Origin of the sequence: Sphingosinithalassobacter tenebrarum (assembly GCF_011057975.1) — a bacterium.
Lineage (GTDB): Bacteria > Pseudomonadota > Alphaproteobacteria > Sphingomonadales > Sphingomonadaceae > Sphingomonas > Sphingomonas tenebrarum.
The window spans coordinates 1,618,651-1,639,649 of sequence record NZ_CP049109.1; the positions used below are offsets into that span (position 1 = coordinate 1,618,651).

Annotated in this window: 23 protein-coding genes; 14 read left to right on the top strand and 9 right to left on the bottom strand. The window is 67.5% G+C overall.

Annotation, left to right across the window (positions count from 1 at the left end):
* Positions 1 to 39 precede the first annotated feature (39 nt).
* From G5C33_RS07970 to G5C33_RS07995, 6 genes are all read left to right on the top strand, one after another.
* The gene (locus G5C33_RS07970) at positions 40 to 1,449 is read left to right on the top strand and encodes an amidohydrolase (protein WP_206518655.1); all 1,410 of its coding nucleotides are present in this window, start codon (positions 40 to 42) and stop codon (positions 1,447 to 1,449) included.
* Positions 1,449 to 2,756, top strand: a complete 1,308-nt coding sequence (locus tag G5C33_RS07975; RefSeq protein WP_165328756.1) for an amidohydrolase family protein — start codon at positions 1,449 to 1,451, stop codon at positions 2,754 to 2,756. Before G5C33_RS07970 ends, G5C33_RS07975 begins: the two co-directional genes overlap by 1 nt.
* Positions 2,757 to 2,817: 61 nt before the next feature.
* The gene (locus G5C33_RS07980; RefSeq protein ID WP_165326736.1) at positions 2,818 to 3,180 is read left to right on the top strand and encodes a hypothetical protein; all 363 of its coding nucleotides are present in this window, start codon (positions 2,818 to 2,820) and stop codon (positions 3,178 to 3,180) included.
* 44 nt (positions 3,181 to 3,224) lie between these two features.
* Positions 3,225 to 3,773, top strand: a complete 549-nt coding sequence (locus tag G5C33_RS07985) for a hypothetical protein (RefSeq protein WP_165326737.1) — start codon at positions 3,225 to 3,227, stop codon at positions 3,771 to 3,773.
* The gene (locus G5C33_RS07990; RefSeq protein WP_165326738.1) at positions 3,770 to 4,237 is read left to right on the top strand and encodes a hypothetical protein; all 468 of its coding nucleotides are present in this window, start codon (positions 3,770 to 3,772) and stop codon (positions 4,235 to 4,237) included. The genes G5C33_RS07985 and G5C33_RS07990 overlap by 4 nt, the downstream gene beginning before the upstream one ends.
* A complete protein-coding gene (locus G5C33_RS07995) occupies positions 4,234 to 4,650 on the top strand; it encodes a hypothetical protein (protein WP_165326739.1) in 417 nt (138 codons plus the stop codon). Before G5C33_RS07990 ends, G5C33_RS07995 begins: the two co-directional genes overlap by 4 nt.
* Here G5C33_RS07995 and gspD read toward each other — a convergent pair.
* The 5 genes from gspD to gspG form a co-directional block, all read right to left on the bottom strand.
* On the bottom strand, positions 4,644 to 6,701 hold the full coding sequence (gene gspD, locus G5C33_RS08000) for a type II secretion system secretin GspD (protein WP_228275234.1): 2,058 nt from the start codon (positions 6,699 to 6,701) through the stop codon (positions 4,644 to 4,646). The genes G5C33_RS07995 and gspD overlap by 7 nt on opposite strands.
* A 10-nt stretch (positions 6,702 to 6,711) precedes the next feature.
* On the bottom strand, positions 6,712 to 7,476 hold the full coding sequence (locus tag G5C33_RS08005) for a type II secretion system protein N (protein ID WP_228275235.1): 765 nt from the start codon (positions 7,474 to 7,476) through the stop codon (positions 6,712 to 6,714).
* Positions 7,473 to 7,844 carry a type II secretion system minor pseudopilin GspI gene (gene gspI, locus G5C33_RS08010; protein WP_165326740.1) on the bottom strand — a complete coding sequence of 124 codons (372 nt, stop codon included), beginning with the start codon at positions 7,842 to 7,844 and terminating at the stop codon, positions 7,473 to 7,475. The genes G5C33_RS08005 and gspI overlap by 4 nt, the downstream gene beginning before the upstream one ends.
* Positions 7,841 to 8,347, bottom strand: coding sequence for a prepilin-type N-terminal cleavage/methylation domain-containing protein (locus G5C33_RS08015; protein ID WP_228275236.1), 507 nt, complete (start codon positions 8,345 to 8,347; stop codon positions 7,841 to 7,843). Before G5C33_RS08015 ends, gspI begins: the two co-directional genes overlap by 4 nt.
* Before the next feature lie 91 nt (positions 8,348 to 8,438).
* The gene (gene gspG / locus G5C33_RS08020; protein ID WP_165326741.1) at positions 8,439 to 8,912 is read right to left on the bottom strand and encodes a type II secretion system major pseudopilin GspG; all 474 of its coding nucleotides are present in this window, start codon (positions 8,910 to 8,912) and stop codon (positions 8,439 to 8,441) included.
* A gap of 33 nt (positions 8,913 to 8,945) precedes the next feature.
* Here gspG and gspL point away from each other — a divergent pair, with 33 nt between their 5' ends.
* The 5 genes from gspL (at position 8,946) to G5C33_RS08045 (ending at position 14,573) form a co-directional block, all read left to right on the top strand.
* Positions 8,946 to 10,046 (top strand): type II secretion system protein GspL, encoded by a 1,101-nt coding sequence (gspL, locus tag G5C33_RS08025; RefSeq protein ID WP_228275237.1) that lies wholly within the window; start codon positions 8,946 to 8,948, stop codon positions 10,044 to 10,046.
* Positions 10,043 to 10,537 carry a type II secretion system protein GspM gene (gspM, locus tag G5C33_RS08030; protein ID WP_165326742.1) on the top strand — a complete coding sequence of 165 codons (495 nt, stop codon included), beginning with the start codon at positions 10,043 to 10,045 and terminating at the stop codon, positions 10,535 to 10,537. Before gspL ends, gspM begins: the two co-directional genes overlap by 4 nt.
* Positions 10,534 to 12,027, top strand: a complete 1,494-nt coding sequence (gene gspE, locus G5C33_RS08035) for a type II secretion system ATPase GspE (protein WP_165326743.1) — start codon at positions 10,534 to 10,536, stop codon at positions 12,025 to 12,027. The genes gspM and gspE overlap by 4 nt, the downstream gene beginning before the upstream one ends.
* 39 nt (positions 12,028 to 12,066) lie before the next feature.
* A complete protein-coding gene (locus G5C33_RS08040; protein ID WP_165326744.1) occupies positions 12,067 to 12,993 on the top strand; it encodes a class I SAM-dependent methyltransferase in 927 nt (308 codons plus the stop codon).
* A gap of 362 nt (positions 12,994 to 13,355) precedes the next feature.
* Complete coding sequence (locus tag G5C33_RS08045; RefSeq protein WP_165326745.1) at positions 13,356 to 14,573, top strand: type II secretion system F family protein; 1,218 nt, start codon at positions 13,356 to 13,358, stop codon at positions 14,571 to 14,573.
* A 29-nt stretch (positions 14,574 to 14,602) separates the two neighbouring features.
* Here G5C33_RS08045 and G5C33_RS08050 read toward each other — a convergent pair whose 3' ends face one another.
* Complete coding sequence (locus G5C33_RS08050; protein WP_165326746.1) at positions 14,603 to 15,229, bottom strand: type II secretion system protein N; 627 nt, start codon at positions 15,227 to 15,229, stop codon at positions 14,603 to 14,605.
* Between the two features lie 83 nt (positions 15,230 to 15,312).
* On the opposite strand from G5C33_RS08050, the gene G5C33_RS08055 reads away from it, so the two are divergent.
* Genes G5C33_RS08055 through G5C33_RS08065 form a run of 3 tightly spaced genes read left to right on the top strand, consistent with a single transcriptional unit; the run spans position 15,313 to position 17,794 of the window.
* On the top strand, positions 15,313 to 16,347 hold the full coding sequence (locus G5C33_RS08055) for an ABC transporter substrate-binding protein (protein WP_165326747.1): 1,035 nt from the start codon (positions 15,313 to 15,315) through the stop codon (positions 16,345 to 16,347).
* Positions 16,344 to 16,907 carry a type II secretion system protein GspJ gene (locus G5C33_RS08060; protein WP_165326748.1) on the top strand — a complete coding sequence of 188 codons (564 nt, stop codon included), beginning with the start codon at positions 16,344 to 16,346 and terminating at the stop codon, positions 16,905 to 16,907. The genes G5C33_RS08055 and G5C33_RS08060 overlap by 4 nt, the downstream gene beginning before the upstream one ends.
* Positions 16,904 to 17,794 carry a type II secretion system minor pseudopilin gene (locus G5C33_RS08065; RefSeq protein WP_165326749.1) on the top strand — a complete coding sequence of 297 codons (891 nt, stop codon included), beginning with the start codon at positions 16,904 to 16,906 and terminating at the stop codon, positions 17,792 to 17,794. Before G5C33_RS08060 ends, G5C33_RS08065 begins: the two co-directional genes overlap by 4 nt.
* Before the next feature lie 40 nt (positions 17,795 to 17,834).
* On the opposite strand, the gene G5C33_RS08070 is transcribed toward G5C33_RS08065, so the two are convergent.
* The 3 genes from G5C33_RS08070 to G5C33_RS08080 all read right to left on the bottom strand — a co-directional run bounded on the left by G5C33_RS08070 (position 17,835) and on the right by G5C33_RS08080 (position 20,933).
* Positions 17,835 to 18,779 (bottom strand): copper resistance protein B, encoded by a 945-nt coding sequence (locus tag G5C33_RS08070; protein ID WP_323126186.1) that lies wholly within the window; start codon positions 18,777 to 18,779, stop codon positions 17,835 to 17,837.
* Positions 18,776 to 20,524, bottom strand: a complete 1,749-nt coding sequence (locus G5C33_RS08075; protein WP_206518656.1) for a copper resistance system multicopper oxidase — start codon at positions 20,522 to 20,524, stop codon at positions 18,776 to 18,778. Before G5C33_RS08075 ends, G5C33_RS08070 begins: the two co-directional genes overlap by 4 nt.
* 79 nt (positions 20,525 to 20,603) lie before the next feature.
* The gene (locus G5C33_RS08080) at positions 20,604 to 20,933 is read right to left on the bottom strand and encodes a hypothetical protein (protein WP_165326751.1); all 330 of its coding nucleotides are present in this window, start codon (positions 20,931 to 20,933) and stop codon (positions 20,604 to 20,606) included.
* Positions 20,934 to 20,999: the final 66 nt, after the last annotated feature.

The following is a 20,999-nucleotide window of genomic DNA, read 5'->3' on the forward strand; positions in this document are numbered from 1 at the left end:
CGCGCGGGGAGCGTGCGGGGAGATTGCATTTTGTTGCGAATGACGATCGCGATCGGTGCCGCGGCCACGCTGATGGCCTGCACACCGGATAGTGGCGGAACGCAGAGTGCCGGCAGCAGCGCCGCGACGCCGGGCAAGGGCGGGGAGAGTTACTCACGCGACCCCTATCCCTCGACCTATCATCGCTATCCGGGGGTGCCGACGCTGGTCACCAACGTCACGATCCTCGACGGCGAGGGCGGGCGTATCGAAAACGGGTCGATCCTGTTCCGCGACGGCGAAATCGCCGAAGTAGGCACCGATATTGCCGCCGGTCCGGGCGTGACCGTGATCGACGGCACGGGCAAATATGTAACGCCAGGCATTATCGACGTGCACAGCCATCTCGGCGACTATCCGTCGCCGGGCATCGGTGCGTTGTCCGACGGCAATGAGGCGACCAGCCCGACCACGCCCGAGGTATGGGCCGAACACAGCGTCTGGCCGCAGGACCCCGGCTTTTCGCGCGCGCTCGCAAATGGCGGGGTCACGACGCTGCAGATCCTGCCCGGATCGGCGAACCTGATGGGCGGCCGTTCGGTGACGATCAAGAATGTCTATGCCCGCACCGTGCAGGGGATGAAATTCCCCGACGCGCCCTATGGCCTCAAGATGGCATGCGGCGAAAATCCCAAGCGCGTCTACGGCAGCCGCGGCCGCATGCCTTCGACGCGGATGGGCAATATCGCCGTTGATCGCGAAACTTGGGCGCGCGCGCAGGAATATGATCGCAAATGGGATAAATATGAGGAGGAGGGCGGCGACAGTCCCCCCTCGCGCGACATCGCGATGGATACGCTGCGCGGCGTGCTCGATGGCGAGATCCTCGTTCACAATCACTGCTATCGCGCCGACGAAATGGCCATCGTCATGGATATGGCCAAGGAGTTCGGATATCACGTCTCCGCTTTCCACCACGCGGTGGAAGCGTACAAGATCGCCGATCTGCTGGAGGCGAACGACACCTGCGCCGCGGTCTGGGCGGACTGGTGGGGCTTCAAGATGGAAGCCTATGACGAGACCGACGCCAATCTCGCCATCCTTGAACATCAGGGCGCGTGCGGGCTGATCCATTCGGACGATGCCAACGGCATCCAGCGGCTCAATCAGGAAGTTGCCAAGGCGCGTGCCGCCGGGCTCCGTGCGGGAATCGCGATTTCGGAGGAACAGGCCTGGACCTGGGCGGCGATCAATCCCGCCCGCGTGCTCGGCATCGCCGACAAGACCGGCAGCCTCAGGCCCGGCAAGATGGCCGATATCGTGCTGTGGAACGGCAATCCGTTCAGCGTCTATACCCGGCCGCAAATGGTCTGGATCGACGGCGCGCTGATGTATGACATGAACGACCCGAGCCGACGCCCGGTGTCCGATTTCGAGCTCGGCCAGCCGGGCGGGGGGAGTTTCAATTGATCCGGCGTCTGCTCATTGCCGCGGCGGCCATCGCCGCCGCGCCGCTTGCTCCCGCTGCCGCGCAGGACGTGGCGATCACCAATGCAAAGCTCGTCATCGGCACTGGTGACGGTCCGGTTGAGGGCGGCACTGTCGTCATTCGCGGCGGCCGCGTCATCGCGGCCGGGCAGGGCGTGGCCGTGCCCGCCGGAATGGATACCGTCGATGCCGGCGGCAAATGGGTGACGCCGGGCATCTTCGCCGGCTTCACCCGGCTCGGCATCGTCGAAATATCCGGCGTCGGCCAGACCAACGACACCGCGGCGGGCGATTCGCCTTTCCACGCCGCGATCGACGTCACGCCTGCAGTCAATCCGCGCACGTCCTCGCTCGCGCTCAACCGCGCCGAGGGACTTACCCGGGCGGTCGTCGCTCCCGATACGGGCAGCGCGATGTTCGCGGGGCAGGGCGCGATCATCGATCTCGGCGCGGACATGGATGCGGTCACTGTCCCGCGCGCCTTCCAGTTCATGGAATATGGCGAAGCCGGTTCGCGCGAGGCCGGGGGCAGCCGTCCCGCCGCCTATGCCTTTCTGCGCACGGCGCTGATGGAGGCCCAGGATTATGCGCGCAGCCCGCGCAGCTTCGCCGATCGCGGGCCCGATGCCTTTCTCACCCGGCTCGATGCCGCCGCACTCGCGCCGGTTGTGCAGGGCAAGGTGCCGCTGATGGTGCATGTCGAGCGCGGGTCGGACATTCTGGTGATCCTGGGCCTGCGCGAGGAGTTTCCGCGCCTCAAGCTCGTGCTGGTCGGCGCGACCGAGGGCTGGACCGTCGCCTCGCAGATCGCGGCGGCGGGCGTGCCGGTGATCGCCAAGCCGCTGGCCGATTTGCCCGACAGCTTCGAAAGTCTCGCCGCGACCCAATCGAATATCGGCCGCATGCTCGCGGCGGGCGTCACTGTCGCGATCGGCACGATCGGCAGCGATGAAAGCCATCAGGCGCGCTGGGTGAAGCAATATGCCGGCAATCTCGTCGGTCTGGCACGCATTCCCGGCGCCAGCGGCCTCGAATGGGGGCAGGCCTTCGCCGCGATTACGTCCGGCCCCGCCGAAGCGCTCGGCATGGCCGGGCAGTTCGGGTCGCTGCGCCCCGGGCGGCATGGCGATGTCGTGATCTGGGACGGCGACCCGCTCGAAATCGGCACCAATGCCGTCGCGGTTTATATAGACGGTGTCGCCCAGCCGCTCGAAACCCGCCAGCAACTGCTGCGCGACCGCTATCTCAGCCCGCCCGACGATCAGCTTCCCAATGCCTATCGGCGGTGAGGAACCGCGAGGCGGCTGCTGCATTGCCGACAGAAGAGAACCGATTGCGAGGAGACTGGAAATGAACCGCTTGATGATTGCCGCGACGGCGGCCGCTGCGCTGGCGCTCGGTGCTTGCGGTGAAACGCCGGAAACCAATGGTGCCGCTGCGGAAAACAGCGCTGCCAACGACAGCATGATGATCAACGGCGTTGCGACGAATGTGCAGAGCGTCGTGCTCGAAATGGGGGACGGTCAGCGCAATGTTGTGCTGTTCCGTGCGCTCGACGATGCCGGTGTGAATTGCCAGGGCGTGACCGAATCCGAACGGATCGAGGACAATAACGGCCAGCCGACCTGGCGCGCGACCTGCACCAACGGCACGATGCACCTTGTTTCGATCACTGCCGACGGCACCGCGCATACGGTCAGCCGCAACGACTGATCCGCCGATATCGCGGACAGCGAAATTGGGCTAAGCGCTCGCGCATGGAGCTCTGGCCTGATTCCGAACCCGCGACGCGCCGCGAAAGCCTGGCGGGCCGCGTAGGCGTTTGGCTGCGGGCGCGTTGGGCGGCGTTGCGGCCCGCTTCGTCCGCCACGGCGGGTGCCGGTGCACGAGGGGCCACCACGGCGCTTCTGCTGTTCGCCATCGGACCGGTTCTGTTCCTGTGCAGCACGCTGCTGCTGACCGCCTGGATCGACGCCCGCAATGCGGCTCTGCGCAAGCAACTAGCACCGCGGATCGCCGCGGAGCGGCAGGAGCGTGCAATTCGCCACGCGGTGCAGCGGCTGACCAGCAACGCCTCACCCGGGACCGTGATTGAAGCGGTTGCCAAGGGCTTGCCCGACGACGCGTTTGTCGCAGGTATGGAGCGCAGTCCCGACGGCATCGTGTTCATCAGGATCGAAGGCCCCGACCCTGAACGGACCATTGCAGCGTTGCATGACGAGCCGATGCTTGCCGGGCTGCGCGCCACCGACCAGCGACCGGGCCATCGGGGGATGGTGGTCTTCGTGGCGGGACGGCCGGAATGACGGCGCGTCCGATATGGCTGTGGGCAGCTGGCGGATTGCTCGCTGCACTGGTGATATTGCCGGTGCTTCCCAGGGCACTGGAAGGTCTTGCCGCTGCCCGCACCGAGCATGCGCGCCTAGCCGCGATCGCCGAACGCCCGCCGATCGAGACGGGAGCGCTGGTCGCCGAACAATGGCGCGCCGGGCAAGCTGACGGCCTGGCCGCCACGCGGGCGCTGGCGCATCGCATCCGCACGCGCGCTGCCGCGGCGGGCCTGCTGGTCGAACAGATCGAAGCGCGCCGCGCTCCCGAAGGCTTGGCGGCCGTGGCGCTGCGCGTATCGGGATCGGAGAAATCAGTGATCGCCTTTGCCGACCGGCTCGATCGCGAGCCGCCGATCGTGCGTTTCGATCAATGGAACATCTCGGCGCAGGGCGATGGCGTGGTGCGGATGGGCGCGATTGCAGTGATGGTTTGGCAATGATGGATCCCCGGATCATCGCAGTCGCGGTTGTGGCGGCGGCCGGCGCCGCGTTGCCGTTTTTTCTGGCTCCGGGAACGTCGCCGGTCCGTTCCGTCTATTCGGGTGCGAGCGGGCCCGTCGCCGTCGCTTCGCCCGCCCCGCTGGTCGCTGCCTATGCCCGCCCGGTCTTCGCCGCGCCGGAAGCGGGAGATACGCTCCCGGCCGACGCGCCCGATCTGGTGGGTATCGTCGGGCGACTGGGCGATGGTGCGGTGGCGCTCGTCCGCCTTGCCGACGGATCGAGTCGCACGCTGGAAATCGGCCAGAGCGTCGACGGCTGGCGGCTGACCGCGCTGGCGATCGACGCGGCGTCGTTCACGCGCGGCGGCCGTCAGATTCGCGTGCCGCTGGCGACGGAAGACGCGGTTCAGTAAATTCCGTCGATTTCGACTTTCAACCGCGGCCGGGGCGGGCGCAGCAACAGGCTGCGATGCTCGCGGTTCTCCGCTTCCTCGGCGCGCAGCCGGGCATAGCGATCGGCAGCGGCGGCCGAAGCATCGTCGCCGTCGCGCAGGATGGTCGGCTTTAGGAAAATGAACAGGGTCCGCTTGGTATGGCCCTCCTGCCGCGATCGGAACAGCTCGCCGATGATCGGAATCTGCCCCAGGACCGGCACCGCGCTCACCACCTGCTGATAATCGTCCGATGTCAGGCCGCCGAGCACGATCGTGCTGCCGTTGTCGGCGAGGACGGTCGTGGTCACCGAACGCTTGCTGGTGATGATGTCGGCGGCGCTGCTCACCTGAACCGGCGCGATCGAGGATGCTTCCTGCGTCACGTCCAGCCGGATCGTGTCGCCCGCGTTGATGCGCGGCAGCACGCGCAGGGTGATGCCCACATCCTTGCGCTCGATCGTGGTGAACGGTGTGGCGTCGGCATTGTTGGTCAGGATCGAGCCGGTGACGAACGGGACTTCCTGTGCCGCGACGAACTGGCCCACGCCATTGTCGATCACCGTGATCTGCGGCACCGAGAGCAGGTTGGCGCGAGTCGAGGTCGCCAGTGCCTGGACGAGGATCGAGAAATCGTCGCCGATCGCGACATTGCCGGTGAAGCCGTTGGTGAGCAAATTGCCCGCCGGAACGCCGAGCAGCGACAGGATCGTGCCGAGCGAGGGGCCCGGCGTTCCAAACGACGTGCCGGCGCCTTCGATATCGTCGAGCACGGCGCCGCTGGTGCCGAGCTGAACCGCGAGTGATTCGGCATCGTCGCCGGTGATTTCGGCAATCGCTGCTTCGATCAGCACCTGCGGGCGGCGGACGTCGAGCTCGACGAGCAATTCCTCGATCGTCGCGATCATCGCCGGGGTGCCGCGCACGACGATAGCGTTGATCTCGGGCGCGGGCTGCACGGTCAGGTCCGGCGTGGAGAAACCGGCTGGGGTTTCCTGGCGGCTTGTCGTCACCTGGCCCTGCGCGGTGCTTGCAGCGGCGGCTTCCGCCGCGCTGAACTCGCCGCCATTGCCGGAGGTCAGGTTGGACAGCGCCTGGGTGGGGTTGGTGCGGTTGGGCGATCCGCCCGAAAGGCTGCGCGCGACCGGGTTGGTCGCTTCGGATTCGATGCCCAGCGTGCCGCGCAGCACTTCGGTCACCATTTCCGCATCGGCATAGGCAAGGCGGAAGACGCGCGTGGTGGGCGTTGCGCCGCCCGGTTCGTCGAGCGAAGCGGCGATGCGGCGCGCCTCGGCGACGGCGGCGGGCGTGCCGCGCACGATCACGGTGTTGCTGCGCACATCGGCTGCGATCCGCGTCCCACCCACGGTCTGCTCGCCGCCGCCCATCACGCCTTGCAGCGTTTCGGCGACCTGCGCGGCATTGCCGTGGCGCAGCGTGATGCTGGCGAAGCTGGCGCCGCTGCCGCCGTCGAGATCGCGGACGATCGCTTCGATGCGGCGGACATTGTCGGCATAGTCGGTGACGACGATCGCATTGGGGCTGGTCAGCGGCTCGACGCTGCCGAAATTGGCGACCAGCGGGCGGACGACGCGCGCGGCCTCGCCGGCGGGCACGTTCGACAGGCGGATCATCCGCGTGGTCAGTTCCTGCCCGCCCGTGCCGCGCGTCGGCGCGCCGCCGTCGCGCACGGCGTTCGCCTGAGGCACCACGCGCCATGCCCGGCCCGATCGCACCGCCGCATAGCCGTTCGCGCGCAGCACCGACTGGAACAGCTCCCACACGCCCGCACGCGACAGCGGCTGGGCCGAGGTGACGGTGACGACGCCCTTTACCGCGGGATCGAGGATCAGCGTGCGCCCGGTGATGCGCGAAATCTGTTCGGCGACATCGGCGATTTCCACGCCGCGCATGTTCACGACGATATCGGCTGCATCCTGCGCCGGGACGGTCTGCGCCATCACTGCCGCGGGCGGGGTCAGCAGCATTCCGGCAGCCGCCAGCATGGGAATGGAGAAGCGGATCAGATGCACGGAGCTTTCCCTAGCGAATGGGCATGGTGATGGTTAGCCGGGTACCTTGGCGGTTCACTGTGACGCTGGCGTTACCACTGGCCTGCGCGCCCTGGATTGCCGCCGCTGCCGAAGCGGGATCGTTGACCGCGGCGCCGTTGACTGTCTCGATCACGTCGCCCGGTTGCAGGCCCGGCGGCGGGCTGTCGCCGATGCGCAGCCCTTGCTCGGTCGGCGTGGCGTCGAACCGCTGGAGCAGCGCGGCGGGATTTGCCGCATCTGGCGCCGAAGGTGCGGGCCCGGATGCAGGCGCCGATGCCTGCGCCTGGCGTTGTTCGGGCGACAGCGTCGGGTCGGGGAAATAGAGCGCTTCCACGCGCCCGCCATTTTCGATCACCACGCGGTCGCGCAGGATGCTGCGGATCGTGCTGCCGCTCACGCGATCGCCTACGGCGAAGCTTTCGGCCGGGGCGCCCTCGACCGAAATATAGGCAGTGGAGAGCGAAGCGGGAATGGCGGCGACCACGCCCTTGAGTTCGAGCGGCAGGCCCGTGCGCTGCGTCGCCTCGCCGACGGCGGGCTTGCCGAACGGGGCAAGGGCAAGCGCCGGCGCGATATCGGGCGCGGGCGCCGAAGCGCCGCCGGACGGCACCGTGATCGCTCCCGTGCCCGCATGGCCTGCGATGCGCCAGGTCAGCCCGGCCAGCGCGAACGCCAGCGAAACCACCACCGCACCGGTCAGCAGCGTCAGCGCGATGCGTGCCTGGCGCGGGGAAAGGGCGAATCGCTGCATCATCGGCGGCGTGCGTCCACGAAGCCGTCGAGCGTTGCAAGCGGCGATTCCTCGCCCGGCGCGCGCACGGCGATGCGGACGCGCTCGATCTCAGGATCGTCGGTGCGCTCGCGCTGCGTATCGACCTGCCAGTCCTGGTTCAGCATCGTCACCGTCCCCGGCATACCCGTCGCGCCGAGCGACAATTCCGCCAGCCGGTTTTCCGCGACCCACATCGCTGTCGCGCGCCGTTCCAGTCCGCGCGTCGAATCGATGTGCGATTCCACCGTGCGGGTAAGGCCGACTGCGGCAATGGCGAGTACCGTCAGTGCCACCAGCGCCTCGATCAGCGAAAAGCCGTTCGGCGCGGGGGCGGGGGGCGGCAGGCTCATGTCGCCGGTTCCGGTGCGGGGGCGGCCGTCGCCGTCAGTCCGTCGAACGTCACCATCCAGCGCTGCTCGCCGCTTTCGATCGTGGCGAGCAGCGGCTGCCCCGCGCCGTCGACGCCCAGCACCACCGGCGGATTGACGTTCAGCGTCATCACGATCCCGCCGGGCAGCTGGTGAAATCCGAAAGCCTCGCCGGTCCGTTCGGTCAGCCCGCCCGGGCTGTAATCGGAAAAGCCGTAACCGTCCTCGCGCACGGTGAAGGCGATCATGTGATCGCCGAGCATCGCATCGTCCGCCGCCGCCTGAAGCTGCGTCGCCAGCCGCCGCGCCTCGGTTTCGACATTGGGTGCGCGCGTAACCGCGCCGATCCCCAGCGAAACCGCGCCGGCGGCGACCCCGATGATGGCGAGGACGATCAGCATCTCGATCAGAGTCATGCCCGCCTCGCCCGCGCGCGGTGCGCGGCCTTGCGGCATGTGCAGATGATTTCGGACGGCGATCCTCACGCTGCCGAACCCACTCCCTCCCCATGCCGGCTAAAAAAGCCGACGTTCAGGCCTGTACCAGAAGCCATGCACGCGGTCGATTGACCGCGGCTCAGCCCTCGATATCGGCGTCGACGCCTTCGCCCCCCGGCTCGCCGTCGCGGCCCAGCGACTTCAGCGAGAAGCGCGCGCCTTCATTGGTATAGACATAGGGGTTGCCCCAAGCATCGAGCGGTGGCGAATCGAGATAGCCGCCCGAGGACCACGCGGTCGGCACCGGTGGCGTGCTGGGCTTTTCGACCAGCGCCTGCAACCCCTGCTGCGTCGTGGGATAGACGCCGTTGTCGAGCCGGTAGAGCTTCAGCGCCCCCGAAATGGCACTTATGTTCGTTTTCGTCGTGGTGACGCGCGCCTCGTCGGGGCGATCGATCACGTTCATTGCGATCATGCCGCCGACAATCGCGATGATCACCAGAACGACCAGCATTTCGATGAGGGTCAGGCCCGTTTCGCCGGGGGCGGGACGCTTGCGGTCCGCGGGACGGACTGTCAGGCTGTCACAAAATTGTTGGAAAACTATGCGCATCGCGGTCCCATGCGTTCACTCGATGAAAATACTATGACAATCGACGAAGCGGATGTCGCCGCGCCGGATCGTGTCGGCGGTGTGTGGCTGCTCGGCGGCGACGTGCCCAGCATAGTCGAGGCAGAGGGCCCGGCAACCCTGCTGGTGCCCGCCGAATCGGTGCGGTTGATGGCAGTCGACCTGCCGCTGTCCTCGCGCACGAAGCGGCTCGAGGCATTGCCCTTCGCGGTCGAGGACCAGATCGCCGAGTCGATCGATCAGGTCCATCTGGCGCTGGGCGAATCGCTGGGCGACAAACGCTATCTGGTCGGTGTCGTCCGGCGCGAGACGATGGAGCGCTGGCTCGCCACCGCGTCGGAATATGGTCTGGGCGGTGCGGCGATGGTTCCCGACGCGCTGGCCTTGCCCGGCGTGGACGCGGGCCGGTGGTGGATCGATTGCGATGCCGGCCGGGCGATGGTGCGCACCGGCGAAGGCGGTTTTGCCTGCCGGGTTTCGCTGCTGCGCTCGGCCTGGGAAGCCGCCGGACGACCGGACTTTTCGTGGAGCGGCGATGCCCCGCCCGAGGAGATGGCCGGGCATGGTTCGCAAGCCGCGATCGATCGCGACGGTTTGCTCGCGCGGCTGGCGAAGCCCGCGCTCGACTTGCGGCAGGGCGAATATGCGCGCGGCGGCGCGGGCGGACCGCTCTGGCGGCGCGCGGCGTGGATCGTCGGGATCGGCGTGGCGGCGCATGCGGCGATCGCGCTGGCCGATACGGCGATGCTCCATGTCATCGCCGATCGCCGCGAGGCCGAAACCCGCGCGCTGGTGGCGCAAATGGCGCCGCAGGTGACGCTGGGCGAGGACCCGGTCGATGCCGTCACCGAATTGCTCCCTGTCGGCGGAGGGGGCGCCGTGCCGCAACTGTTCCTGCCGACGCTCTCGCGCATCTCGGGTGCGCTCGCGCCGATCGGCGGCGGCCTGCGGATGCAGGCGATGGCGTTCCAGGCCGATACGCTGACGCTCGATTTCGCCGCCGACGACACCGGGCTGGCCGCCCGTATCGAAACCGCGCTGCGATCGGCGGGGGTCGCCGCCAGCGTTGCGGAGTCGCCCGACGGCACGATCCGCGTTACGGCGAGCGCCGCATGAGCCGCTTTCGCTCCCCCGCGTTCGACAACGCCCTTGCCCGCGCCGCCGACTGGTGGAACGGCCTCAGTTCGCGCGAACGCTGGATGGTCGGCGGGCTGGGCGTGTTCCTCGGCCTGCTGATCCTGATCTACGGTGTGGTGAAGCCGCTTCAGGCCGCGCGCGCCGACGCGCTTCAGGACATTCGCACCTATGAGACGCTCAATGCGCGCATTCGCGCCGCCGGCGCGCTTTCCGCCGCGCCGCCTCCCGAAATGCGCAGCGGAACGCCGGTCGATATCCTCAACGCCGCGGCGCAGGCCAGGGGAATCGACGCCGTCGTCATCGCCACGCCCGAAGGCGCGCGCGCAGAAATCGCCCGGGGCGGTTACGATGCGATCCTCGGCTGGATCGCCGATATTTCGACCAGCAGCAGCCTGAAGCTGACGCGCGCCGACATCCGTCGCGGCACCGCGCCCGGTCAGGTGAGCGCCACCGTGGATTTCGCCCAATGAACGAACCGCTGACGCTGCCCGGAACGGGCCATGAACCGCGCACGCTCCCATATGGTTTCGCACGCCGGCAGGGGGTGCTGCTGCGCCCGGGCGCGACGGGAGGGATCGAGTGCGTCCATCGCCATGACGCCGCGCTCGACGCGTTGCTCGAAGTGCAGCGCGTGGCACCCGAAGCGGCCTTTCACGCCGTCGATGAAGAAGGGTTCGCCGCCGCGCTTGCCAGTGCCTATGCCGATCGCGGCGGCACCGCCGATCTCGATCTGGGCGACATGGACCTTGCCTCGCTGGCCGATAGTGCGGCGGCGGTCGACGACTTGCTCGAAACGCGCGACGATGCGCCGGTCATCCGGTTGATCAACGCGCTACTGCTCGAGGCAATCAAGGAAGGCGCATCGGACGTTCACATCGAAACGCAGGAAAAGCGGCTCGTCGTCCGCCTCCGCGTCGATGGTGTGCTGCGCGATATGATCGAGCCGCCGCGCGCCCTGGCACCGCTGCTCGTCAGCCGCATCAAGGTGATGGCGAAGCTCGATATCGCGGAGAAGCGCGTGCCGCAGGACGGCCGCGTGACATTGCGCATCGGCGGCCATGATGTCGACGCGCGCGTTTCGACCATCCCGACGCAGCATGGCGAGCGCGTGGTGATGCGCCTGCTCGAACGCGGGTCGATGAAGCTCGAACTCGGCGGACTCGGGATGAGCGAGCGCGACTGCGCCGTTTTCGGCCGGCTGCTCGAACGCCCGCACGGCATCCTGCTCGTCACCGGCCCGACCGGATCAGGCAAGACGACCACGCTCTACACCGCGCTGACTCGCCTCAACGACCGCAAGCGCAATGTGATGACGGTCGAAGACCCCATTGAATATGAGCTGGCGGGTATCGCCCAGACCCAGGTAAATCCGCGCACCGACATGACCTTCGCGCGTGGCCTGCGCGCGATCCTGCGTCAGGACCCCGATGTCATCATGGTCGGCGAAATCCGCGATCAGGAAACCGCGCAGGTCGCGGTCCGATCGGCGATGACGGGCCATTTCGTCCTTTCGACTCTGCACACCAATTCGGCGGTGGGATCGGTGACGCGCCTGATCGACATGGGCGTCGAGCGCTACTTGCTCGCCCCGATGGTCGTCGGGCTGTGCGCGCAGCGGCTCGTGCGTCGCCTCTGCCCCGAATGCCGCCGCAAGGACGAAGCGACCGAGGCCGATTCGGTGCTGCTCGGCGGCGCGATCAAGCCGGGCAGGAAGCTGTGGCGCGCGGTCGGGTGCGACCAGTGTCATGGCGAGGGCTATCGCGGTCGCGCGGGTCTCTACGAAGTCATCGCAGTCGACGAGAAATTCCAGACGATGATCCACGAAGGCGCGTCCGAAGCCGAGCTGGAACGCTACGCCCGCAAGGACAATCCTGGCCTGCTCGATGACGGCATCGCCAAGGTGAAGGACGGTGTGACCACCGTGGAGGAAGTCGCTCGCGTCGTTCGCGACGAGGGATAGGGATTTGCATTTGCGCCGCTGCCGTTAAGGATGCGCGCCATGACAGTCGATATCGCGGATCGGGGCGCTTCGGGCTGCCTGTGTTGCGGCAAGCAAGCGCTGGCGAGCGAGATTTCGGTCGTATCGCCCTATCTGGCGGACAAGGCATGGGGCGGTACGCCCGAACCGTGCCGGCTTTACCGGTGTCCCGATTGCGATTTCCGCTTCTACGATCGCGGACTGAGCGATGCCGAGGGTGCCGCCTATTACAGCGGGTACCGTGACGAGGCCTATTTTCGCGAGCGCAACCGGCACGAACCCTTTTACACCCGTGCCGCGCATGACGCGACCGGGGCGATGCTGGCATCGGACGAACGGCGACAGGGGCTGGATGCGGCATTGCGCGAAGCGGGGCTGGGTCCGCGCTTCGACTATGTCCTTGATTATGGCGGCGGCGACGGAACGTTGATCGTCAATCTGGATGCGGCACAAAAAGTGTCATTCGATCTTTCCGGCACGCCCGGGCGGCCCGGCGTGACCGTGATCGAAACGTCCGACGCACTGCCGGAGGGCGCCGATCTGGCAACCTGCGCGCAGGTGCTCGAGCATGTCTCCGATCCCGCCGCGCTGGTCGCGGATATCGCGCGGCTGCTGCGTCCGGGCGGCATGGCCTATCTGGAAGTGCCCGATCAGATCTGGCGGCGCATTGGCCCCGGGCGGATCGGGCGCGGCGCGATGGCGTGGCTTTCACGGCATCCGCGCCTGCTGCTCGCCGCCGATGTCTATGGCACTGCGTTTCGCGTGAAGACCGGCGTGCTGCCGCCCTTCGGCTTCGTGTCGATGCGCGAGCATATCAACTTCTATTCGGCCAGCGCGCTGCGCGAACTGGCGGAAGCGGCGGGGCTGACGGTCCGTGCCGAAGGGCGCGCCGCCAGCGGCAGCGCGAACGGAAGTTTCTGGCTGATCGCGGAAAAGCCCGCAGGATAGTCGAGCTGCCGGACCAGCGCAGCCCTTCCTCCCACCATGTTCGCCGCCGCGAACGATAGCGAAGGAGCGCATGCAATCTCCTGCCGTCATGCCGAGTGGCGTCATGCTAGACCTCGTCCCCCTGCTGGCAAGGTTCCGCGCCAGCGGCGAGGCAGCACAACGGGGCTGCTTCGCGCACTTCGTCGCTGTCCTACAGCGCGCCGATATGCTTATGGTCGCCACGATGATTCACCGCGCCGATCCGACCGGAAATTTCGCTGCCGAAATCGGCCTCGCGCGTGTGCGCGCGAGCGCGCGTACGCGCGCTACGTCGCGACCCGGTGCGAACTTCGACGCATTTCCGCGGGTTTGGGAGCACTGACATGCCGGCCTATGCCTATCGCGCCGCCGACAAGTCGGGCGCCGCCCGAAAGGGCGTGATCGAAGCCGTGAGTCCGGCGGCCGCGCGCGCCGCGCTGCGCGAACAGGCGCTGTTGCCGATCTCGGTGGAAGCGGCATCCGAACGCAGGCGCGGGCTGACGCTGCCGTCGCTGCGCGGGCGCGGGATCAGTGCGCGCAACCTTGCCACCGTCACGCGGCAGATCGCGACGCTGGTAGGTTCCGACATCGCGATCGAGGAAGCGCTACGCCTGATCGCGTCGCAGGCCGAACAGCCCGCCGTCAGCACGCTGCTGCTCGATGTTCGCGCCGCGATCCTGGACGGGCGCAGCTTCGCGTCGGCGCTTGGCCAGCATCCCAGGGCATTTCCCGAATTCTATCGCGCCTCGGTCGCTGCGGGGGAAGCGTCGGGAAAGCTGCCAAGCGTGCTCGAACACCTCGCGGAATTCGTGGAGAACCGGCAGGCGAACGGGCAGAAGCTGCAGCTGGCGCTGCTCTATCCCGCGCTTCTGGCACTGGTTTCGTTTGGCATGATGGTGTTGCTGCTCGTCTATGTCGTGCCCGATATCGTGCGCGTCTTCGTCAGCCGGGGGGCCGATCTGCCCTTTCTCACGCGCGCGCTGATTGCGGTTAGCTGGTTCCTGCAAACCTTCGGCCTCTGGCTGCTGCTCGGCATTGTCGTGGGCGGGTTGATCCTCGGCCGATGGGCGCGCGTGCCGAAGAACCGATTGACGCTGCATCGGCTGTTCAACGAACGTTCGCCGCTGCGCCGCTTTTCCCGCCAGCTCAACGCCGCGCGGTTCGCGGGCAGCCTGGCGACGCTGGTCGGCAGTGCGGTGCCGCTGGTCGAGGCGCTTCAGGCGGCGGCGGCGGTGACGCCCAACCACCATGTCCGCGAAAAGACGCTGGGCGTGGCGATGCGCGTGCGCGAAGGGATGAGCCTGCGCGCGGCGATGCAGGAATCGGGCGTCTTCCCCTCGATGCTGACTGCGATCGTCGCGTCGGGCGAATCCAGCGGCAAGCTGGCACCGGCGCTGTCACGCGCGTCGGGCGAGCTGGAGCGCGAACTCGATGCGCAGGTCACGACGCTCGTCGCGCTGGCGGAACCGCTGGTGCTGCTGGTGATGGGCGGCCTTGTGCTGATGATGGTGCTCGCGATTCTGCTGCCGATCATCAGCCTCAACGATCTCGTCGCGATGTGATGCGGCGTTCGGGGGCCAGCGTGAACCGATCAGAACTGCGTCTGGATGCTCGCCCCCGGGGGAATGCCGAGAAAGGGCAGGGTGGTCGCGCCGTCGCGCGTCGCGCTGATTTCCATCGCGCCGCTTTCGCTCAGCACCGCCGAAACCAGTGTGTTGCGCCGCTGCGTCGCCGGGGTCAGGCGGATGCGCGATTCGCTGCCGATTGCGCGGGCATCGAAATAGAGCGCGGGGACGGGCGTGGCGGCACCGCCGGTCGTCCGGCAATTGCCCGGATCGGTCACGGCATTGCCCTGCATCATCTGCCCCGAACCGCCCAGCGCGATGCGCTCCATCTGCACCTGCATCGCGAAGTCGCACGAAAAGGGCAGGCGCGCACCCATCAGCCGCAACAGGCTGGCGTCGGCCGCGCCACCGACTTCATCGAGCACGACGCGGCCCGGCCGCATCAGCATCCGGCCGCCCAGATCGGTGTTCGGCCCGGTCGCGTGCCAGTCTGCGGCGAAGCCGAGGCTGGTCAGCGATCGCAGCGGCGCGAACCGCCAGCGCAGCGTGCTGCCCCCGGCAATGCCGACTTCGCCATTCCACAAGGTGCCCGATACGCCGGTGCGCCAGGGATGGTTCTTGAACGCCACGCTGGCGGGCATGGTAACGAGCATCGCGAGCGCATAGGAGGCTATGCCGAGCGCCGCGAAAAGGATAATAGGCCGCCGTGCGCCTGACCCCTCGCCTGGATTCGCCCGTGAACCGCCGTCGGCTGCTTCGCGCCGCCGGTTCGGGGATCGTAGCGTCAACGGCATTTGCCTCACTCCCTGGTTTTGCCGCCGACCGCGAGGACAAGCGGCCGCTGGCGCTTTTGTTGCCGCTCACCGGCGCCCATGCGCAGCTGGGGCTTAGCATGCGGCAGGCGGTGTTGCTCGCCGAAAAGGCGGATCTGGTCCAGGCATATGACACTGGTGGGACAGCGCAGGGCGCGGCCGATGCGGCGGCGCAGGCGCTGCGTCGCGATCCGGGCATGATCCTGGGCCCGCTTACCGCAGAGGAGGTTCCCGCCGTCACCGGCACCGTGGCCGGGCGTGCGCCGATCATTTCCTTCACCAACGACGCATTGAAGCGCGCGCCGGGAAGCTGGGTGTTCGGCATCACTCCGGCGCAGGTCACCAGTGCGATCCTGCGCTATGCCCGCGGGCGCGGGGTTCGCGTTGTATCCGTGGTGGACGATGGATCGGCCTGGAGCGCGGCCTGCGCAGTCGAGGCGGGGCGGATGGAACATGAAATCGGGCTGCGCGTCAGCGTGATCGCGCCGACTGGAGAGCAGCCGCTGTTTACGCTCGAGGACGCGCCCGATGCGGTGCTGCTGCCCGGCAGCGGCAATGCGACGCTTTCGGTGGCGCGCCGGCTTCGCGGCAGCGGCGTGCAACTGCTTGGCACGCTGCAGGCGATCGACAACCGCCCCGATGCGCTCGACGCGCTCGATGGAGCGTGGATCGCCGGCCCCGATCCCGCGGCATTCGGCGATTTCGCCACCGAATATGAAGCCCGCAACGGCGGCAGTGCCGGCACGATCACGGCACTGGCCTATGACGCGGCCAAGATATGTCACGCGCTGCGCCAGCGCGACGCGCTGAGCGGCGAGGGGCTGCTGACCAGTCAGGGGTTTCGCTGCGTCACCGGCGCGGTGCGCTTTCGTACTGACGGCAGCGTGGCGCGCGATTTCGCGATCCTGCTCGCGTCGGCCAATGGATATGAGAAAGTGGCGGCGAGTTCGGGGGCATGAACGCCCGTCCGCGCGAATCCGGGCGGGAAGCCGGTTTCACGCTGATCGAGGTGATGGTGTCGCTGGGCCTGTTCGCGCTGATCGCGGTGGCGGGACTGGCGATGGTCGACGGCATATTGGGGGTGGGCGAGCGCACCGAAGTGCGGCTTGACCGGCTCGGCCAGCTGCAGCGGACGACCTATGTCATAACCGACGATCTCGATCAGATCGCGCGGGGGCCGATCAGCGGCGATGCCGCCGGCATCGGCTTCACGCGCGCCGCGCCCGGTTTCGGCGGCGCTCCGGTGGCGATGCGCTATCAGTTGAATGGCGGCACGCTGGTCCGCAATATCGGCGGGATGCCCCAGCTGCTGCTGCCCGGCGTCACCGCGATGCGCTGGCAATATTGGGACGGCGAATGGCAGGATCGCTGGCCGATCGACGAAGCGCGGCCCGATGCCTGGCCGCGCGCCGTCGCGGTCGATCTGGAACTGGCGGGGCAGGGGCCGGGCAGCGGGACGCTGCGTCGCGTGATCGCCTTGCCCGCCCGGCCAGACGCTAAGCCGGAGCCGGCGGAATGAAGCGCGTGCGCCGTGAAGAGGACGACGAGACGGGGATGATCCTCGTCAACGTGCTCATGTTCGTGGCGATCGCCGCCAGCCTGGTGCTGTTGCTGATCAGTCACGAGCAGCTGGCGCTCGACCGGGGGCTGCGGATGCGTGAGGCCTCACGCGCGCTGGCGATCGTTCGCGGTGGCGAGCTTTCGGCGCGGGTCGCGCTGCGCCGCGATGCCGAACGCCAGCGCGAGCAGGCCGATCACGGGCGCGAAGCTTGGGCGCGTCTTTCCGAAAGCGGCGCTCCGATCGAAGGCGGGCGTTTCGACCTCGCCATCGCGGATGCGCAGGGGCGGTTCAACATCAACATGGTACGCACTGGTGCGGCGGCACCGATCGTGCTGTTCCGCAACATCGCCGCCAATGCCGGTGCCACGCCCGAACAGACGGTGCGGCTGATCGAGCTTGTCGTCGCTACTGGCCCGGTCACCGATCTGCGCCCGCTGCGGATGGCGGGAGTCGATCCGGCGGTGGCGGCGCGGCTGGAGCGGCTGGTGACGGCGCTGCCGGGCGAGACCGCGATCAACCTAAACGCAGCCGACCCGATGTTGCTGACGATCCTGTTCGGCGATAGCGGCGTCGCAGAACGGCTGGCGACCGTGCGCGAGCGGCAGGGATATCTCACACAGCGCGATCTGGAGGCCGAGCGCGTTACGATGCCTCGTGGCGCGGGCTTTGCCTCGGACACGTTCTGGGTTCGAACCCGCGCGACGATCGGCGACACTAGCCAGCAGGAAGCCGCTTTGATCCGCCGCCGGCTGACGGGCGACGGCGAATATGACGCCGTTCCCGTCGAGCGCTGGCGCGGCGCGGCAATCCCGCCGGATGCGCCGCAATTCGCGGCGCCGCACTAGGTGCGAAGGGCGAGCGCTCCAGCACTCGCCTTCCTCTGGGTCAGAACCAGCTTCGCAGGCCGAAGGTGAATGCGAATCCGCCGCTGGGTTCACCCTGTTGCCGGGCATAGTCGCGCGTATGCCCGAAGCTGCGTTCCCAGCTCACGCCGACATAAGGGGCGAATTGCGGCTCGATCGCATAGCGCAACCGCAGCCCGGCTTCGGCCGTCGACAGACCCGATCCGATCCCCAGTTCGGGAATGTCCTGCGCGGACAGATTCACTTCGGCGCGCGGCTGAAGGATCAGCTTCTGCGTCAGTCGCAGATCATATTCCGCTTCGGCACGCGCCGTGACATCGCCTTCGTTCGAAACGAAGAGAGCGCCATCGACTTCGAACCAATAGGGCGCGAGGCCCTGCACGCCGATGGCGAGATGCGTGCGATCCGGCCCGACGCCGAAATCCTGGCGCACGCCGATCTGCAGATCGAACCAGGGGTCGAGAGCATGGCTCCACAGCGCCTGTGCCTCGCCATGTTCGAGCGGTTCGCCGAAGCTGCCTTCGCCTTCGCTCTTGATCCACAGCTTGTCGATGTCGCCGCCATACCAGGCCTGGCCATCCCACAGATAGCCGTCATCGCCGTCCCGGGCGCGATATTCGACGCGGTCGATCAGCACCTTCGAGGTGAGGATCGCGCCCATCGCCTGTTCGGTCTGCGCGCGCGCGACCGCCATTGCCTGCGGGTCGAACACAGTGTCGGCGGCATGGGCCGGGCCGGTGCGTGCAGCCGGTGGCGGCCCGGCGACAGGCGGGTCCTGCGAGGACGCACCATGATCCATCATCGGCATGTCCTGCATCGCAGGATCGCCATGCTGCATCGGCATCGAATGGTCCTCCTCGGCAGGCGATTCGGCCTTTGGAGGAACCTGCATGTCATGCCCGGCATGCTGCGCGAGTGCGGGCGTGGCTACACCGGCGAGGAGAAGTGCGGCAAGATACTTCATCATGCGCCTCCCTCCAGCGGACGGACCGTGACGACACGCATCATCCCGGCATGCATGTGGAGCAGCAAATGGCAGTGAAATGCCCAGTCTCCGGGCTCGTCCGCGGTCAGATCGAAGCTGGCCGTCCCGCCGGGCTGGACGATGATGGTGTGCTTTTTCGGCTGGCGCGGGCCGTGGCCGTTGACGATCTCGAAGAAATGGCCGTGCAGGTGGATCGGATGCGCCATCATGGTGTCGTTGATCAGCTTCACCCGCACCCGTTCGTCGCGCGCGAAGCGGATCGGCTCGACGCCGTCGGAGAATTTCTCCCCGTCCATCGACCACATGAAGCGCTCCATATTGCCGGTGAGGTGCACTTCGATCATCCGGCTTGGCGCGCGGGTGTTGGGATTGGGCGTCAGCGCCATCAGGTCGCGATAATTGAGCACGCGGTGGCCGACATCCTCGAGCCCGAGGCCGGGATAGCCGGTGCGATCGACCGGCATCGGCGCGATCATGTCGACGCCGACGCCGACCGGGAAATCGACCGACGACTTGTCGCGCATGCCATGTTCCATCGCGCCGCCGCTGGACATGGCAGCACGATCCATGCCCGCCATGTCGTGCGTGCCGCCGGATTCCATGCCGCCCATGCCCATATCGGTCATGGTGAGAAGCGGGCGCCGGCGCAGCCCGGGCACTTCGCCTTCCATCCCCATGCGCGGCGCCAGCGTGGCGCGGGCATAGGTCGAACGATCTACCGATTCCGCCATCACCGTATAGGCGCGCTCGTCGGTCGGCGTGACGATCAAGTCATAGGTCTCGGCGGGCGCCATCTGCAGTTCGTCGACCGTGACCGGCCGGACATTCTGCCCGTCCACCGCGACAACTTCGAGCCGCAGGCCGGGAATGCGCAGGTTGAAGAAGGTCATCGCCGCCGAGTTGATCACGCGCAGCCGCACCCGCTCGCCCGGCGCGAACAGTCCGGTCCAGTTCTCCTGCGGCGAATGGCCATTGACCAGCAACGTCAGCGCCGCCTGGCTGACATCGGAAATGTCGGTCGGGTCCATCCGCATCGCCGCGAATTCGCGGAGCATTCCGCCCGACATGCGCTGCGCCGCCGCGTCGGGACCGAACAAGGTCGATTTGTGGCGATTGAAGAAGCCGCTTTCCTGCTTCAGCCGCGCGATGATGCTGTGCGGGTGGAGGAAGCTCCAGTCCGACAGCACCATCACATGCTCGCGGTCATAGGCGACGGGATCGGCGTCGGCGGGATCGATCACGATCGGTCCGTAATGGCCCTGTAGTTCCTGCAGCCCCGAATGGCTGTGATACCAGTAGGTGCCGTTCTGGCGGACGGTGAATTCATAGTCGAACGTTTCGCCGGGCCGGATACCGGGAAAGCTGACGCCCGGAACGCCGTCCATTGCGAACGGCACCAGCAGCCCGTGCCAGTGGATCGAGCTGTCCTCGTCAAGATGATTGGTGACGGCAAAGTGCACTCGCTGGCCTTCGCGCAGCCGCAGCAACGGTCCGGGCAGCGTGCCGTTCATCGTCACGGCATGGCCCGTTCGGCCGTCCACTTCGAACGGCGTGCGCGCGATATCGAGCGCGATATGCTCGCCGGACAGCGGGTTGCTGCCTTTGGCGGCAAGGCCCGGAGTGCCGCTCTGCGCCCAGGCGGGAAAGAGCGGAGCAAGGCCCATACCGGCCCCGCCAACGATCGCCGAGCGCAGCAGCATGCGCCGGCTCAATTCGGTCATGTTCATTGATAGTCTCCGGCCGCCGAAAGCGGCGGCTCCTGGCTGAAGGAAAGCGTCGGCTTCCGATCGGAAGCCGAACGAACCGTCAGCCCAGGCGCGGAGGCGGGGTGCCGGTGGGCAGGCGTGTTTCGGCCAGTGGCGCCTGCCGCGCCATCGGCGGCGGCGACCAGAGCCGTTCGGTCCGCGGCGCGACGATCGGCGTCGCCGGGGTAACCACCGCGCAGGTCGTCATACAATCGAAACCGGGGGCCTTTTCGGGCGCCTTGTGTCCTTCATGCGGCGGCATCGCCGGGCAATGTTCGGAGACAGTGACGTTCCCCGCCATCGCATGCGCCGGAGCACTCGCCATCACCATCCCGCTGCCGAGCAGCGCAACCAGCGTGCAGAATGCAATCAGGGGGCGAAGCAGCGACATCACTGGCAAAACTAGGCCCGCGACCCCAGCTTTGCAACGACCCACCGCTTAGTAATCCACCGGAGT

Bases quoted from the DNA above. Each gene is read 5' to 3' on its own strand.
- G5C33_RS08065 (WP_165326749.1), top strand. From the start codon at position 16,904: ATGAAGCGCGTGCGCCGTGAAGAGGACGACGAGACGGGGATGATCCTC.
- G5C33_RS08050 (WP_165326746.1), bottom strand. From the start codon at position 15,229: ATGCTCGTTACCATGCCCGCCAGCGTGGCGTTCAAGAACCATCCCTGG.
- G5C33_RS08005 (WP_228275235.1), bottom strand. From the start codon at position 7,476: ATGATGCAGCGATTCGCCCTTTCCCCGCGCCAGGCACGCATCGCGCTG.
- gspG (WP_165326741.1), bottom strand. From the start codon at position 8,912: ATGCGCATAGTTTTCCAACAATTTTGTGACAGCCTGACAGTCCGTCCC.
- G5C33_RS08075 (WP_206518656.1), bottom strand. From the start codon at position 20,524: ATGAACATGACCGAATTGAGCCGGCGCATGCTGCTGCGCTCGGCGATC.
- G5C33_RS07980 (WP_165326736.1), top strand. From the start codon at position 2,818: ATGAACCGCTTGATGATTGCCGCGACGGCGGCCGCTGCGCTGGCGCTC.
- gspE (WP_165326743.1), top strand. From the start codon at position 10,534: ATGAACGAACCGCTGACGCTGCCCGGAACGGGCCATGAACCGCGCACG.
- gspI (WP_165326740.1), bottom strand. From the start codon at position 7,844: ATGAGCCTGCCGCCCCCCGCCCCCGCGCCGAACGGCTTTTCGCTGATC.
- G5C33_RS08070 (WP_323126186.1), bottom strand. From the start codon at position 18,779: ATGATGAAGTATCTTGCCGCACTTCTCCTCGCCGGTGTAGCCACGCCC.
- G5C33_RS07995 (WP_165326739.1), top strand. From the start codon at position 4,234: ATGATGGATCCCCGGATCATCGCAGTCGCGGTTGTGGCGGCGGCCGGC.
- G5C33_RS07990 (WP_165326738.1), top strand. From the start codon at position 3,770: ATGACGGCGCGTCCGATATGGCTGTGGGCAGCTGGCGGATTGCTCGCT.
- G5C33_RS08040 (WP_165326744.1), top strand. From the start codon at position 12,067: ATGACAGTCGATATCGCGGATCGGGGCGCTTCGGGCTGCCTGTGTTGC.
- G5C33_RS08080 (WP_165326751.1), bottom strand. From the start codon at position 20,933: ATGTCGCTGCTTCGCCCCCTGATTGCATTCTGCACGCTGGTTGCGCTG.
- G5C33_RS07970 (WP_206518655.1), top strand. From the start codon at position 40: ATGACGATCGCGATCGGTGCCGCGGCCACGCTGATGGCCTGCACACCG.
- G5C33_RS08060 (WP_165326748.1), top strand. From the start codon at position 16,344: ATGAACGCCCGTCCGCGCGAATCCGGGCGGGAAGCCGGTTTCACGCTG.
- gspL (WP_228275237.1), top strand. From the start codon at position 8,946: ATGACAATCGACGAAGCGGATGTCGCCGCGCCGGATCGTGTCGGCGGT.
- G5C33_RS08045 (WP_165326745.1), top strand. From the start codon at position 13,356: ATGCCGGCCTATGCCTATCGCGCCGCCGACAAGTCGGGCGCCGCCCGA.
- G5C33_RS07985 (WP_165326737.1), top strand. From the start codon at position 3,225: ATGGAGCTCTGGCCTGATTCCGAACCCGCGACGCGCCGCGAAAGCCTG.
- gspM (WP_165326742.1), top strand. From the start codon at position 10,043: ATGAGCCGCTTTCGCTCCCCCGCGTTCGACAACGCCCTTGCCCGCGCC.